The following is a 13,142-nucleotide window of genomic DNA, read 5'->3' on the forward strand; positions in this document are numbered from 1 at the left end:
ACAGCGTGCCGGGCCCGGCGGTGGAGCTCATCGCGGCGGGCCGGTCGCAGAAGGTCGGTAGTTTCCGGTTCTGGTTCGATGGGCAGCGCTGGGAATGGTCCGACGAGATCGCCCGGATGCACGGCTATATGCCCGGTGTGGTGACACCGACGACGGAATTGCTGCTGGCGCACAAGCATCCCGACGACCGTGCCCAGGTCGCGGACGCGATCGCGCATTCACTCGACACCGGGGAGCCGTTCTCCTCGCGGCACCGGTTCCTCGACACCGCGGGCGTGTGCACCACGTGATCGTGGTGTCGGACCGGCTGCTCGACGACACCGGCACCGTGACCGGGACCGCCGGTTATTACATCGACGTCACCGACACCTTCGCCGAGCACCGCCGTGAGGTGATCGCCGACGCCCTGCCGGAGGTGTTCGAGGACCGCGCGGTCATCGAACAGCTCAAAGGCATCCTCATGTACGTCTACCGCATCAGCGCCGACCGGGCCTTCGACGTGCTGCGGTGGCGATCGCAGGAGACGAACACGAAACTGCGGGACCTCGCGGCCCGGATCGTCACCGAACTCGACACCCTGCCACCGGGGCCACCGGCCAGCCGTAGCCAATTCGACCACCTACTGCTCACCGCCCACGAACGCATCCCCCGACATACCGACCGGCACACCCGACCCGCGTGACACCCGCACCCGGTCTCGGGTCGGGCACACCGTCGGCATTCCGCGAACGGGTCGGCCACCCGACCGACCTGCCCGGCCACCGCCGCAGCCGATCGCTCGACGACCCACGGGCAGCCGGCTCGAGACCCGCCGCCGCGCGTTGCCGGGGTGTCACGCGGGTGTGAGCTGCTCGGTACGCACGAAGATCGGGTAACGGGCACGCTGATCACCGGGCACCCCGATCACCACATGCTCGTCGTCGATCACCGCGGTGACGACGAAGACCTGGGCACCGGTCCCGATCCGTACCCGATCCCCAATCTGCACAGGCGGCAGCCTAGCGGGGCCGTGGATCCTCCCACGCCAGGGTGCATCGATAGCGCATCGTTTGCTCGCGATGGCCGGTCGGTGGTGGATTGTCCGCCCGGCGGCGGGTCTCTTCACCTAAGTCGTGGTCGACCTCGCGCACCGGGCGGGTTGCGGCCTGAGTGCCGCGCGCACGATCCGGTCAGGCGTCGATGGCCTGGCGATCGGGCTCGGCGCGGGAAACCTCGATCTTGCGGGGTTTGGCCTTCTCCGCGATCGGGATGCTCAACCGCAGGACACCGTCGCGGTAGTCGGCGCGGATCGAATCGGTGTCGAGGTTCTCGCCCAGGAACAGCTGCCGCGAGAACACTCCGCGGGTGCGTTCCGCCGCGATCATCGAGCGGCCCGGATCCAGTTCCGGGCGTGCGGCTTTCACGGTGATCACATTGCGTTCGACATCCAGGTCGAGGGAATCGGGGTCGATGCCGGGCAGGTCGAACTCGACGAAGAAATCGTCACCGTCCCGCCAGGCGTCCATCGGCATCACCACCGGCCGGGCCGGCGTGCCGAAGACCTGCTGCGTCAGGCGATCCAGGTCGCGGAAGGGATCGGTACGCATCAGCATGGTCGCCATCGTTAGCTCACTCCATTCTCGATCGAAGGGTGCTCAGATAATCTATGTCATCTGGCATAGATAATATTTATCACTCGAGCCAGTTGAGTGCAAGCGTGGGTGAGAGATAACTTCAGGTAGGTGACCATGAGTGAGAAACGGGAGACACGGCAGATGCCGGCAGACGCACCCGGCCATCTGCCGGCGGCCGGGCAGGCGGTGTACGCGATCTCGGTGGCCGCGGAACTGGCGGGCGTCGGCGTGCAGACCCTGCGCCTCTACGAGCAACACGGATTGATCCACCCGGTCCGTAGCGGCGGTGGCACCCGCCGCTACAGCAGCGACGATCTCGCGCGGCTGGCCCGCATCGCCGCCCTGGCCGGGCAAGGGGTCAACCTCGCCGGGATCGCGCGCATCCTCGACCTCGAAGACGCCAACGCCGCGTTGCGCGAGAGCAACAACGCCCTAGCCGCTGAGCGGTCCCGTGGTCCACATCCCGCCTAGCGGGCCGGTCGCCGACTCGGTGGATACACCGCCTCGGGCCGTGCCGTGCGGAAAGTGACTGTCCCGGTGCGACTTTCAGCCTTGGGAATGCCCATGGGCCGGGCCCCGAACTGCCCGATGCGGCGGACTGCCGATGATTGTGGCATAGTGGGAGGCTGAGAACGGGCTTCTTACAAGGATGGGCCCGGCTCACTACAGAAAAGAAGTTGTTTACAGCATGGCTCAAGGCAGTGTGAAGTGGTTCAACGGTGAAAAAGGCTTCGGCTTCATCGCTCAGGACGGAGGCGGCCCGGACGTCTTCGTGCATTACTCGGCCGTGAGCGGCTCGGGTTACAAGTCCCTCGATGAGGGTCAGCGTGTCGAGTTCTCGGTGGAGCAGGGCCAGAAGGGCCCCCAAGCCCAGGACGTCCGCGCGATCTGATTCAGCGCGATCTTCTGTGAAGAGCTTCGCACCGTCATCGGTGCGAAGCTCTTTTCGTTCGAATGGTTGAAACCACGGCAGGCCCCGGCGGGGGATGGTCAGCGGCCGTGCCGGTCCCGCTTGCGTACTTCGGCGTAGTGCTCCCTGATCGCCCGGTCGAGTTGGGCGCGGGTCGCGTGGTCGGCGGTGGTGGCGAGTGCCCTGCGGAACGCCGCGATATCGCGCATCAGCTCGAGATAGTCCTTCTCAGTCACTGTGCGCATTGCGCGGTCCTGTTCGCTCATGTGCCCGCCGGTCGCCGGAGGGGAGTGATGGGCTTGCCGGCCGTGCCCGGGCGACTCCGATTCCGCGACCGGGCGGGGGTGAATACCGTTGCAGTGCAACCGATCCGATTCGATTGGGGCATCACGCCGAAGATCCCGTCCAGCCCGGAACAGCCGGGTCTACAGCGTTACTCTACACTGCGCTGTTCGGAGTTCCGTGGAGATCGGCTGTCCACAGCGGCTGAAACATGTGCCAGTCGGCGGGGTGGGCGGCGATTCCCGCGGCGAATCGGTCGGCGAGGTACTGCGTGGTGCGCCCGATACCGCCACCGGTATCGAGGGGTGCGTCGATGTGGAAGCCCCAGCCGGTGGGCGTGAACCAGCACCGGACGGGCAGTAACGGTGCGCCCGTATCGATGGCCAGGCGTGCGGGGCCCGAGGGCATCCGGGCCGGCTCCCCGAAGAAGGTGACCGGCACACCGGTGCCGGACAGGTCGCGTTCGCCGAGCAGGCCAACCACCCGACCTCGATGAAGGCGGTCGATCAGCGTCGGGAAAGGAGGGGTGGCGTCGCCGGTGCGGGGGATGATCTCGAAGCCGAGCCCTTCGCGGAAGCGCACGAAACGCCGGAACAGCGACTCGGGGGCGAGTCGTTCGGCGACGACGGTGGGCTGTCCGATGCGCTCGACGACCCAGATTCCGGCGAGATCCCAGTTCCCGCTGTGGGGGAGGGCCAGCACCGCACCGGTGCCACGGTCGATCGCGTCCCGGATGTGCTCGAGGCCGGTCGCCGAGTCTTCGATGGTGTCGGCCAGGCGAGCCGGATCCATCCTGGGCAGCCGGAACGCTTCGCGCCAGTAACGGGCGTAGGAGCGCAGGCTCGCTCGCACGAGTCCGGCCGGGACGCGGTCGGGCGTGGTGCCCAGCACCCGGGACAGGTTGAGCCGCAACTGCCGGTGTCCGCCGCGCCGGGACGCGCGGTCGGCGGCCGCGTCGAACAGGCGAACGGCCGGCCGCTCGGGCAGGAGCCGGATCAGCTGCCATCCGGCCGCGTAGCCGAGGTCCCAGGCACGACCGGTCGAGGTCACCGATCCATCGTCCCCTTCTCCTCCGGGAGTGCCGACGCCGGGCTTCGCTCCCGGCCGCGAAGGCCGGTCGGAACCGGTGTCGAACAGACGTCAACAATGTAGGTCTACACTATCGGAGAATTTCAGCAGCTCACCAGGAGGCCCTTCCCGTCATGGCCGAATCGCCGATCGACAATGCATCAACCCCGTCCGGAACCGAGCCGGCGGCCGGTCGCCGGCGCAGTCCGGTGACGCGCGAGGCGGTGTTGCGGGCCGCGCTCGGGATCATCGACCGCGACGGGGTCGACGGTATGTCGATGCGGCGCCTGGCCGATGCGGTGGGACGCGATCCGATGGTGATCTATCGGCATGTGTCGAACAAGGCCGCGGTGCTCGACGGGGTGGCCGAAATCGTGTTCGAGCAGCTGTCGGTCGACGCCGGCGCCCCGGACTGGACATCCCAGTTGCGGGTGGTGGCAAGGGATTTCCGCCGACTGGCACTGGACCATCCGAAAGTGGTCCCGCTGCTGGTGACCCGGCCGTTGGCGACGCCGCTGGGACTGCGGTCGCAGGCGGTGCTGCGGCCGCTGGAGGACATGCTCGCGTTGCTGATGCGTGCCGGATTCTCCGGCGCCGACGCGCTGCATGTCTATCGGGCCTTCTTCGGATTCCTGTTCGGGCACGTTCTCAACGAACTGCAGGAGGTCGTGGAGAATCCCGAGGAGACCGACGGCGTGCTCCGCCTCGGGTTGTATCGACTGCCCATCAGCGAGTTCCCGCTGTTGCGCGAACTGGCACCGGTCCTCGATGCCTACGACGGCACCGCCGAACTCGAGCGCGGGCTCGACATCCTGTTGACCGGCCTGGCCGCGAACCTGTCGAACGGCGATCCGCATCGCGGATGACCTGGCCGGACCGGGTGTGTTAACAACGTTACACTACATTGTAGATATATATCGTTAGGGCACCTACGCTGGCGGTAACCGGGTCATGTGTCGAGCGACCGCCGATCCGGCAGGTCGCGCGACCGGAACCGAGCCAGGGCGAGGTCGTAGCCATCGAGGGCGCGATCATCACTTCCCGCGGCACAGCTCACAGGAACCCGAGGGTAGGAACAATGGCAATTACCGACGTCGCCGTCTACGCACATCTGAGCGCGGCCGATATCGAGGCGCTGGGAAGCGAACTCGACGAGATCCGGCGCGATATCGAGGACTGCCGCGGAATTCGGGACGCGACCTACATCCGCCGCACGATCGCTGCCCAGCGCGGTCTCGATGTCGCGGCACGGCTCGTGATCATGTTGAGCCGCAACCGGATCGGGCTCACCGTGGGCACCGTCGCGCTGGCCGTGGCGAAGAGCATCGAGAACATGGAGATCGGCCACAACGTCAGCCACGGCCAGTGGGATTGGATGAACGATCCCGAAATCCATTCCACCACATGGGAATGGGATATGGCGGGCTCGTCGGCGCAGTGGCGCCACGCGCACAACTACCGCCACCACGTGTTCACCAACGTGCTCGGCATGGACGACGACATCGGTTTCGGCGTGATGCGGGTGACCCGGGATCAGCGGTGGCGGCCGTGGATGCTGCTGCAGCCGCTGCAGAACATCCTGTTGGCGGTCGCCTTCGAGTGGGGGATCGCCATCCACGGCTTCGACGCCGAACAGGCCCGGGCCGGCACCCGGGACGAGAAGTTCGCGCAGGCCAGGATCGTGTCCGGGAAGATCGTGCGGCAGGTCGCCAAGGACTACCTGTTGTTCCCCGCGCTGAGCGGCCGCCGCTGGCGGCGCACGCTGACCGCCGTGCTCGCCGCGAACGCGCTGCGCAATGTCTGGGCCTATCTGGTGATCTTCTGCGGTCACTTCCCCGACGGCGCGGAGAAGTTCACCGCCGCGGCGATCGAACAGGAGACCGCGCCGGAGTGGTATCTACGGCAGATGCTGGGTACCGCGAATTTCGACGCCGGACCGGTACTCGCCTTCCTCAGCGGCCATCTGAGTCATCAGATCGAGCACCATCTGTTCCCCGATCTGCCCGCCAATCGCTACCCCGAGATCGCCGTGCGAGTCCGCGCCCTCTGCGACAAATACGATCTGCCCTACACCAGCGGTCCGCTCTTGCGTCAGTACCTCCTGGTCATGCGCACGGTCCACAAACTCGCCCTACCGGACCGCTTCCTCATCGCGACCTCCGACGACGCGCCGGAGACCGCTTCGGAACGAAAGTTCCTCGGCTCCACCGCGATTGCCGCCGACGGCACCGGATACCGCGGGCTGCGCACGGCCCTGCGCCGGCGCGCTCTGCGGGCAGCGGAACGTCGTATCGATCGAACGCCGGCACCGCGGAGCTGAGGTGCTGCCCGGCGGTCAGCGCCGTGCCGGAACGAACGCACCGTGGAAGGTCATGGGCACGTGGTGGCGGAGCCGGATCGTGGCGATCGGGCCACGGTCGGGCCGATCGGCCGGAAGTACCTGCACGCGAGTCCGTTTCGTGGCGGGCTGGTGTTCGAAGGTGAGTAGCCAGCCGTCGCCCTCGGTGCCGCCCTCGGAAGGGGCGAACAAGGGTTCGCAGACGGTGTCGCCGGGCGCGGTCGTGTAGGTGTGGCTGCGGCCGGTGTCGTGATCGATGGTCGTGATCGAATCCGGATCGCCGCCGTGGGCCGAGGCGGCGGCGACGTAGCTGTATCGGTGCGGCCGCGTGGCATAGCGCTGGTCAAGTTGGGGGAATTCACAACCGTTGTCGTGCAGCACTTCTCGGGTGACCCGGGTGCTGCGCCGGTCGATCGTCAGGCGGGTCAGCTGTCCGCCGAACGCGGGGCCGGGGTCGGTGCGGTAACGGCGGAGGTGGCCGTTCCAGCCGGACCAGCCGCGGCCGGGATCGTGGGTCACCAGTTCGACGGCGGTGGCGGTGTCGGTCTCGTAGGCGTTGGTGACGTGGAAGTGGAACAGTGCCTCGGTCTCGACGGTGATCGGGGCGCCGCCGGCGCGGGGTACGAGGACGATGGTGGTGCCCAGGCGCGGTTCGTAGGACATCGCGCGGTCGATCGAGCTCAGGCCGAGGACCGCCGAGATCGGGCGGTTGACCACGATCGGGGCGATCACGAAGACCAGGTGACGTTCGGTGAGCGCGAAGTCGTGCACGAAGCTGAACTGCCGGATCGGCACGGACGCGATATCTTTCAGCCGGCCGCCGGTCAGCCGATAGCAGCGGATCATCGGCCGCGGGAAGAAGTCGAAGCCGAAGTTGTAGATCTCGCCGCTCACGGGATCGCGCTTCGGGTGGGCGGAGAAGGCGCCCATGCGTTTCAGGGCGCCGCCGAAACTCTCCGCGCCGTGCGTCTCCAGGGTGCGCGGGTCCAGGCGGTAGGGGCGGCCGCCCTCCCACAGCGAGTAGAGCCGATCGTCGTGGACGAGCACGTTCGTGTTCGACATGTTCGCCGGCGGACGGAAGGCGTTGGCGAGCGCGCCACCGGCGCGCTGGGTGCCGAATCCCCGGCCGAGCGGGGCGCCGGCCGAGGTCCTGCGGTACTCGCGGGTACGAACGTACCGGTTGCGGAAGTGCACTCCGTGCTCGTCGATGGCGAGGCGCGAGACCATCCCGTCACCGTCGAAGACGTGCGCCACCGGATGCGCTCCGACGTCGAATCGACCGGGGCCGATGCGGTACAGCTCCCCGCGGAGTCCCTCGGGCAGCCGCCCTTCGATCTCGTCGACCCGATAGCCGAACTCCTGCGGTTGCGAGTCCCATGGGGACCGGCCGCCGAGGTCCGTCACAGCGGGGTCACGGAGAGATTTCGAAACGAACATGCCGGAAAGTGTCGCAAGAATGAGACACATATAGCAAGTGATGTCTCAAACCAGGGGCTCTTGCGGGGGCTTTATACTCGGCCCGGTGTCGAACGAGGATGTGACCGCGGCGGCGCGTGCCGTCGTGCGCCGGGTGGGTATCACCGCGCTGACCCTGGCCGCGGTCGCGAAGGAGGCCGGGATCAGCCGGGCTACCATGTATCGGCGCTTCGCGTCCCGGGACACCCTCATCGCGGCCGTGATCGGCGCGGAACTCGACGCGCTGGAGAAACTGGTGCTGGCCCGGCTGCGCTTCGCCGATCAGCCGCGCGAGACCACCCACATGCTCGTCCGGGAGGTTCTCGACTACCTGACCAATCATGCCGCGCTGCAAGCCGCTATCCACATCGACGGCTCGGCGCTGCTGCCCTGGCTGATCAAACGGGACGGCAGGCCGACCCTGGTCGACATCGTCACCGACCGCGCCCTCGCCCATATCGAGGGGTCCGAACTCGCCGCGCACCTGAGGCCGAATCCCGGTGCGGCCGTGGAGTTCATGGTCGGCGCGGTCTACACGCAGCTGGTCTCACCCAGCCGGTATCTCACCCATGCGAACATCGCGACGCTCGTGACCGACGCCGTCGTCGCGCCCTGACCCGTACCGCACAAGGCGAGGGCGGCCCTCGATTTCACGGGGACGTGACCGCTCAGGCCAGCTGTTCGATCTTCGCGGCCAGCTCCGCGCCGGTCAGTGGCTCGCGGGCGATGACCGCGACGGTGTCGTCGCCCGCGATCGTGCCGACCACCTCGGCCAGGGCCGCGCGATCCAGGGCGCTGGCCAGGTAGTGGGCGGCGCCGGGCGGGGTGCGCAGGACGGCGATGTTGCCGCTGTGATCGGTGGAGACCAGCAGGTCGCCGAGCAGTTTCGACAACCGGGCGGTGCCGCCGGTGACGCCGCGGACCGGGCTGCCGTCCTCGGGGACCACGTAGATGCCGGCGCCGCCGTCGGCGGCGCGCAACTTGACCGCGCCCAGTTCGTCCAGGTCGCGGGACAGCGTGGCCTGGGTGGTCTCGATGCCCTCCGCCGACAGCAGGGTCGCCAGCTCGGTCTGGCTGCGGACGGCGTGCGCGGTCAGCAGGTCGACGATGCGTTGCTGCCGGCCGGCGCGGGTACGAGCGATGGCCGGGCCGGCTCTGTCCGTCACCGGTGATCCTCCTCCGAGCGTCGCTCCAGCAGCCAGGCCAGCAGCGCCTTCTGCGCGTGCAGCCGGTTCTCCGCCTCGTCCCAGACCACGCTGTGCGGACCGTCCAGCACCGCGTCGGTGATCTCCTCGTTGCGGTGGGCCGGGAGGCAGTGCAGCACAACGGCATCCGGCTTCGCGTGGGCGAGCAGGTCGTCGTTCAGCTGGAAGCGGCGGAACGGGCCGACCCGGTCCAGCCCGTCGTTCTCCTGGCCCATCGAGGTCCACGCGTCGGTGACCAGGGCGTCGGCGCCGGTGGCGGCGGCGATCGGGTCGTCGGTGACGGTGATGGTCGCGCCGGTCTCGGCGGCCCGCTTCTGCGCGTCCTCCCGGATCCAGTCGGCCGGCTCGAAACCCGCAGGGGCGGCGATGGTCACGTGCAATCCGGCGGTCACGCCGCCGAGCAGCAGCGAATGCGCCATGTTGTTGGCGCCGTCGCCGAAGTAGGTGAGCCGGCGGCCGGCCAGGTCACCCTTGTGCTCCTGCAGGGTCAGCAGATCCGCCAGCACCTGGCACGGGTGGAATTCGTCGGACAGCGCGTTGACCACCGGAACCGTTGCCGCCGAGGCCATCTCGTCGAGCCGCTGCTGTTCGAAGGTGCGCCAGACGATCGCGTCGACGTACCGGGACAGCACCCGGCCGGTGTCGGCGAGGGTCTCCTCGCGGCCCAGCTGCGTCACGCGGCCGTCGACGACCACCGCGTGCCCGCCCAGTTGCGCGATGCCCATCTCGAACGAGAACCGGGTGCGGGTGGAGTTCTTCTCGAAGATCACGCCCACGCCGCGCGGACCCTCGAGCGGACGCCGGGAGAACGGCGCCGCCTTCAAACTTGTTGCCAGCGTGAGTACCTCGGCCTGCTCGGCAGGAGTGAGGTCGTCGTCGCGCAGGAAATGCCGGATGGTCACTTCGATCCCTTCGCCTCGGCGGCAGCGTCCAGTATTGCGGGCAGGTCGGTGAGGAATTCCTGGGCCTGGGCCTCGGTCAGCACCAGCGGCGGCGCCAGCCGGACGACGTCGGGCTTGGCCGGGTTCACCAGATAGCCCGCGGCCCGGGCGAATTGCTCGACCTGTGCCGAAAGCGGTTCGGCCAGGCGGATTCCGATGAGCAGGCCGGCGCCGCGCACGTGATCGACCAGGGGATGGTCCAGGTCTTCGATGCCGTCGACGATCGTCTTGCCGACCGTCTCCACGTGCGCGAGCAGACCGGTCTCGTCGATGGTGCGCAGCACCGCCAGCGCGGCGGCCGCGCACACCGGGTTGCCGCCGAAGGTGGTGCCGTGCAGGCCCGGCGTGAGCAGCTCGGCGGCCCGGCCCTGGGCCAGGACCGCGCCGATCGGCAGTCCGCCGCCCAGGCCCTTGGCCAGCGTGATCACATCCGGCACGACGCCGGCGGCCTGATGCGCGTAGAAGTGGCCGGTGCGGCCGATGCCGGTCTGCACCTCGTCGAGGATCAGCAGCGCGCCGTGTTCGGCGGTGATCGCGCGGGCGGTGGCCAGGTAGTCCGGCGGCGGCACCACCACACCGCTCTCGCCGAGGATCGGTTCCAGGAACACCGCGGCGGTGTCGTCGTCGACGGCGGCGGCCAGCGCCGCGGCGTCGCCGTACGGGATGTGCCGAACACCGGGCGGCATCGGCTCGAACGGCGCCCGCTTCGACGCCTGGCCGGTCAGCGCCAGCGCGCCCATGGTCCGCCCGTGGAACGCCTCCTCGCACGCGATGATGTTCGGCCGCCCGGTCAGCCGCGCGATCTTGAACGCGGCCTCGTTGGCCTCGGTGCCGGAGTTGCAGAAGAAGGCCCGGCCGTGACCGTCGCCGAAGCGCGCCAGCAGCTGTTCGGCGAGCCGGATCACCGGCTCGCTGGCATACAGATTGGAGACGTGACCGAGCGTGCCCAGCTGTTCGGTGACCGCCGCCAGGATCGCCGGATGTCCGTGGCCCAGGCTGTTGACCGCGATGCCGCCGAGGAAGTCCAGGTAGCGCTTGCCGTCGGCGTCCTCGACCACCGCGCCCTCGCCGCGCACCAGCGCGATCTGCGGGGTGCCGTAGTTGTTCATCAGGGCGGACGACCAGCGGCGCTGGAGATCCTGGGTGGCCGTGCCCGGTGGGTTCGCGTCGTGCTCGGTCATGGCACCGTCGTTTCCGTTGTGGTTTCCGCTGTTTCGGCGGCAGGGGTCACCATCGTGCCGATGCCTTCCCCGGTGAACAGTTCCAGCAGGACCGCGTGCGGGACGCGGCCGTCGATCACGTGCGCGCTCGGCACGCCGCCGAGTACCGCGCGCAGGCAGGCCTCCATCTTGGGCACCATGCCCGCGTCGAGCCGCGGCAGCAGCGCCGCCAGATCCGTGGCGCCGATGTGGGTGGTCAGCGACGAGCGATCCGGCCAATTCGTGTACAGGCCTTCGACATCGGTGAGCACCACCAGCTTCTCCGCGCCGATGCCCTCGGCCAGCGCCGCGGCGGCGGTGTCGGCGTTGATGTTGTGCACCACGCCGTCCGCGTCCGGGGCGATCGTCGACACCACCGGAATGCGCCCGGCCCGAACGAGATCCAGCACCGCGTCGGGATTCACCGAGGTGACGTCGCCGACCAGGCCGATATCGGTGGCGACGCCGTCGACGGCGACGGTGCGGCGGGTGGCGGTGAACAGCCGCGCGTCCTCACCGGAGATACCGACGGCGTACGGGCCGTGCTGGTTGATCAGCCCGACCAGTTCCCGGCCGACCTGGCCGAACAGCACCATCCGCACCACGTCCATCACCTCGGGGGTGGTGACGCGGAATCCGCCCCGGAACTCGCCCCGCAGACCGAGTTTCGTGAGCATCGCGTTGATCTGCGGGCCGCCGCCGTGCACGACCACCGGGTGCACGCCGACGGTCCGCAGGAAGGCCATGTCGGCGGCGAACGCCTGCTTCAACTGCTCGTCGACCATGGCGTTGCCGCCGTACTTGACCACCACGATCTTGTCGCGGAACTTCTGCAACCACGGCAGGGCGCCCGCCAGCACGTGCGCCTTGTCCAGCGCCGACAGCACCGGCGTGACGGTCGCGGTCATGAGCTGTAGGCCGAGTTCTCTTCGACGTAGCCGTACGAGAGGTCGGTGGTGCGGACGGTGGCGGTACCCTCGCCGACCCCGAGTTCGACCCGCACGTGGATGTCCGGCCCGGACAGATCGACCTCGCGGGCCCCGGGTGCGCCGGTGCTGTTCACGCACACCGGATTTCCGTTGAACGACACCGAGATCCGGTCCGGTGCCAGCGTGATCGGCGCGATGCCGACCGCGGCGAGCACCCGGCCCCAGTTCGGGTCGGAACCGAAGAAGGCGCATTTGACCAGGGAGTCGCGAGCGATCGCGCGAGCGCCGGTGAGCGCCTCCTCCTCGCTGAGCGCGCCGGCGACGGTGACCGTGACCCGCTTCGTGACGCCCTCGGCGTCGGCCATCAGCTGCGCCGCCAGATCGTCGCACATCGCGAGCACCGCCGCGTCCAGTTCCGCCTGCGACGGCGCGACGGCGCTCGCGCCGTTGGCCAGCAGCAGCACCGTGTCGTTGGTGGAGCAGGAGCCGTCGACGTCGAGCCGGTCGAAGGTGAGCCGAGTCGCGTTGCGCAGCGCCAGATCCAGCTGTTCCGGGGTCGCGACGGCATCGGTGGTGAGCACCACCAGCATCGTCGCCAGCGAGGGCGCCAGCATGCCCGCGCCCTTCGCCATCCCGCCCATGTTCCATGTGGCCGGATGGTGGAAGGCGGCCTGCTTCGGGACGGTGTCGGTGGTCATGATCGCCTGTGCCGCTTCGGCTCCGCCGGACAGCCCGCCGCCCATCTCCCGGACGATCTCGGTGACCGCGGGCAGCAGCTTGTCCATCGGCAGCCGGTCGCCGATCAAACCGGTTGAGCAGACCGCGATCTCACCGGCGCCGGTCTCGGTTCCCCAGTTGCTCAACGCCTTCGCGAGTTCCTCGGCGGTGGCGTGGGTGTCCTGGAAGCCGCCGGGACCGGTGCAGGCGTTGGCGCCACCGGAGTTCAGGATCACCGCGCGCAACCGGCCGCCGCCCAGCACCTGCTGGGACCACAGCACCGGCGCGGCCTTCACCTGGTTGCGGGTGAACACGCCCGCCGCCGCGTATTCCGGTCCCTCACTGAAAACCAGTGCCAGATCGAGCTTTCCGCTCGCCTTGATCCCCGCGGCGATGCCGGCGGCGCGGAAGCCGAGCGGAGCCGTGACGCCCTGGGTGCGCAGCAGGATGCCGCCGGCGACCTCGGCGCCGCTCACGGGTGTATC

The 13,142-nt window shown here is 68.7% G+C and carries 15 protein-coding genes and 1 pseudogene; 6 read left to right on the plus strand and 10 right to left on the minus strand.

What is annotated here, in order from left to right; genetic code table 11:
• Positions 1–5: 5 nt before the first annotated feature.
• A pseudogene (locus NRB56_RS32280) lies at positions 6–682 on the plus strand (PAS and ANTAR domain-containing protein).
• Between the two features lie 150 nt (positions 683–832).
• Here the strand turns inward: NRB56_RS32280 and NRB56_RS32285 are convergent.
• Both NRB56_RS32285 and NRB56_RS32290 read right to left on the minus strand, forming a co-directional pair.
• Positions 833–988: a hypothetical protein gene (locus NRB56_RS32285; protein ID WP_153348121.1), complete on the minus strand. Its 156-nt coding sequence runs from the start codon at positions 986–988 to the stop codon at positions 833–835.
• A gap of 181 nt (positions 989–1,169) precedes the next feature.
• Positions 1,170–1,592, minus strand: a complete 423-nt coding sequence (locus tag NRB56_RS32290; protein ID WP_153348206.1) for an Hsp20/alpha crystallin family protein — start codon at positions 1,590–1,592, stop codon at positions 1,170–1,172.
• Positions 1,593–1,727: 135 nt separating this feature from the next.
• Here NRB56_RS32290 and NRB56_RS32295 point away from each other — a divergent pair, with 135 nt between their 5' ends.
• Positions 1,728–2,084 carry a MerR family transcriptional regulator gene (locus tag NRB56_RS32295; RefSeq protein ID WP_406603555.1) on the plus strand — a complete coding sequence of 119 codons (357 nt, stop codon included), beginning with the start codon at positions 1,728–1,730 and terminating at the stop codon, positions 2,082–2,084.
• A gap of 217 nt (positions 2,085–2,301) precedes the next feature.
• The gene (locus NRB56_RS32300) at positions 2,302–2,505 is read left to right on the plus strand and encodes a cold-shock protein (protein ID WP_067806012.1); all 204 of its coding nucleotides are present in this window, start codon (positions 2,302–2,304) and stop codon (positions 2,503–2,505) included.
• A gap of 98 nt (positions 2,506–2,603) precedes the next feature.
• On the opposite strand, the gene NRB56_RS32305 is transcribed toward NRB56_RS32300, so the two are convergent.
• Both NRB56_RS32305 and NRB56_RS32310 read right to left on the minus strand, forming a co-directional pair.
• Positions 2,604–2,768 carry a hypothetical protein gene (locus tag NRB56_RS32305; protein ID WP_153348122.1) on the minus strand — a complete coding sequence of 55 codons (165 nt, stop codon included), beginning with the start codon at positions 2,766–2,768 and terminating at the stop codon, positions 2,604–2,606.
• Positions 2,769–2,961: 193 nt separating this feature from the next.
• Complete coding sequence (locus NRB56_RS32310) at positions 2,962–3,855, minus strand: phosphatidylinositol mannoside acyltransferase (RefSeq protein WP_319943848.1); 894 nt, start codon at positions 3,853–3,855, stop codon at positions 2,962–2,964.
• A 152-nt stretch (positions 3,856–4,007) separates the two neighbouring features.
• Here NRB56_RS32310 and NRB56_RS32315 point away from each other — a divergent pair, with 152 nt between their 5' ends.
• Positions 4,008–4,739: a TetR/AcrR family transcriptional regulator C-terminal domain-containing protein gene (locus tag NRB56_RS32315; protein ID WP_153348123.1), complete on the plus strand. Its 732-nt coding sequence runs from the start codon at positions 4,008–4,010 to the stop codon at positions 4,737–4,739.
• Positions 4,740–4,951: 212 nt separating this feature from the next.
• Positions 4,952–6,193, plus strand: coding sequence for a fatty acid desaturase family protein (locus NRB56_RS32320; RefSeq protein WP_153348124.1), 1,242 nt, complete (start codon positions 4,952–4,954; stop codon positions 6,191–6,193).
• A gap of 15 nt (positions 6,194–6,208) precedes the next feature.
• Here the strand turns inward: NRB56_RS32320 and NRB56_RS32325 are convergent, their stop codons facing one another.
• Complete coding sequence (locus NRB56_RS32325) at positions 6,209–7,648, minus strand: carotenoid oxygenase family protein (protein ID WP_153348125.1); 1,440 nt, start codon at positions 7,646–7,648, stop codon at positions 6,209–6,211.
• Between the two features lie 85 nt (positions 7,649–7,733).
• On the opposite strand from NRB56_RS32325, the gene NRB56_RS32330 reads away from it, so the two are divergent.
• Positions 7,734–8,282: a TetR/AcrR family transcriptional regulator gene (locus NRB56_RS32330; RefSeq protein ID WP_319943849.1), complete on the plus strand. Its 549-nt coding sequence runs from the start codon at positions 7,734–7,736 to the stop codon at positions 8,280–8,282.
• A gap of 52 nt (positions 8,283–8,334) precedes the next feature.
• On the opposite strand, the gene NRB56_RS32335 is transcribed toward NRB56_RS32330, so the two are convergent.
• Genes NRB56_RS32335 through argJ form a run of 5 tightly spaced genes read right to left on the minus strand, consistent with a single transcriptional unit; the run spans position 8,335 to position 13,133 of the window.
• Positions 8,335–8,832 carry an arginine repressor gene (locus NRB56_RS32335; RefSeq protein ID WP_319943850.1) on the minus strand — a complete coding sequence of 166 codons (498 nt, stop codon included), beginning with the start codon at positions 8,830–8,832 and terminating at the stop codon, positions 8,335–8,337.
• Entirely contained in the window at positions 8,829–9,773 is a 945-nt protein-coding gene (argF, locus tag NRB56_RS32340; protein ID WP_406603556.1) for an ornithine carbamoyltransferase, read from the minus strand. Before argF ends, NRB56_RS32335 begins: the two co-directional genes overlap by 4 nt.
• Positions 9,770–10,993, minus strand: coding sequence for an acetylornithine transaminase (locus NRB56_RS32345; RefSeq protein ID WP_153348127.1), 1,224 nt, complete (start codon positions 10,991–10,993; stop codon positions 9,770–9,772). Before NRB56_RS32345 ends, argF begins: the two co-directional genes overlap by 4 nt.
• On the minus strand, positions 10,990–11,919 hold the full coding sequence (argB, locus tag NRB56_RS32350; protein ID WP_153348128.1) for an acetylglutamate kinase: 930 nt from the start codon (positions 11,917–11,919) through the stop codon (positions 10,990–10,992). The genes NRB56_RS32345 and argB overlap by 4 nt, the downstream gene beginning before the upstream one ends.
• Positions 11,916–13,133, minus strand: coding sequence for a bifunctional glutamate N-acetyltransferase/amino-acid acetyltransferase ArgJ (gene argJ / locus NRB56_RS32355; protein ID WP_319943863.1), 1,218 nt, complete (start codon positions 13,131–13,133; stop codon positions 11,916–11,918). Before argJ ends, argB begins: the two co-directional genes overlap by 4 nt.
• Between the last annotated feature and the right edge of the window lie 9 nt (positions 13,134–13,142).

It is taken from the genome of Nocardia aurantia, from assembly GCF_009604425.1.
GTDB lineage: Bacteria > Actinomycetota > Actinomycetes > Mycobacteriales > Mycobacteriaceae > Nocardia > Nocardia aurantia.

Bases quoted from the DNA above. Each gene is read 5' to 3' on its own strand.
- NRB56_RS32290 (WP_153348206.1), bottom strand. From the start codon at position 1,592: ATGCTGATGCGTACCGATCCCTTCCGCGACCTGGATCGCCTGACGCAG.
- NRB56_RS32295 (WP_406603555.1), top strand. From the start codon at position 1,728: ATGAGTGAGAAACGGGAGACACGGCAGATGCCGGCAGACGCACCCGGC.
- NRB56_RS32300 (WP_067806012.1), top strand. From the start codon at position 2,302: ATGGCTCAAGGCAGTGTGAAGTGGTTCAACGGTGAAAAAGGCTTCGGC.
- NRB56_RS32305 (WP_153348122.1), bottom strand. From the start codon at position 2,768: ATGCGCACAGTGACTGAGAAGGACTATCTCGAGCTGATGCGCGATATC.
- NRB56_RS32315 (WP_153348123.1), top strand. From the start codon at position 4,008: ATGGCCGAATCGCCGATCGACAATGCATCAACCCCGTCCGGAACCGAG.
- NRB56_RS32320 (WP_153348124.1), top strand. From the start codon at position 4,952: ATGGCAATTACCGACGTCGCCGTCTACGCACATCTGAGCGCGGCCGAT.
- NRB56_RS32325 (WP_153348125.1), bottom strand. From the start codon at position 7,648: ATGTTCGTTTCGAAATCTCTCCGTGACCCCGCTGTGACGGACCTCGGC.
- NRB56_RS32345 (WP_153348127.1), bottom strand. From the start codon at position 10,993: ATGACCGAGCACGACGCGAACCCACCGGGCACGGCCACCCAGGATCTC.
- argB (WP_153348128.1), bottom strand. From the start codon at position 11,919: ATGACCGCGACCGTCACGCCGGTGCTGTCGGCGCTGGACAAGGCGCAC.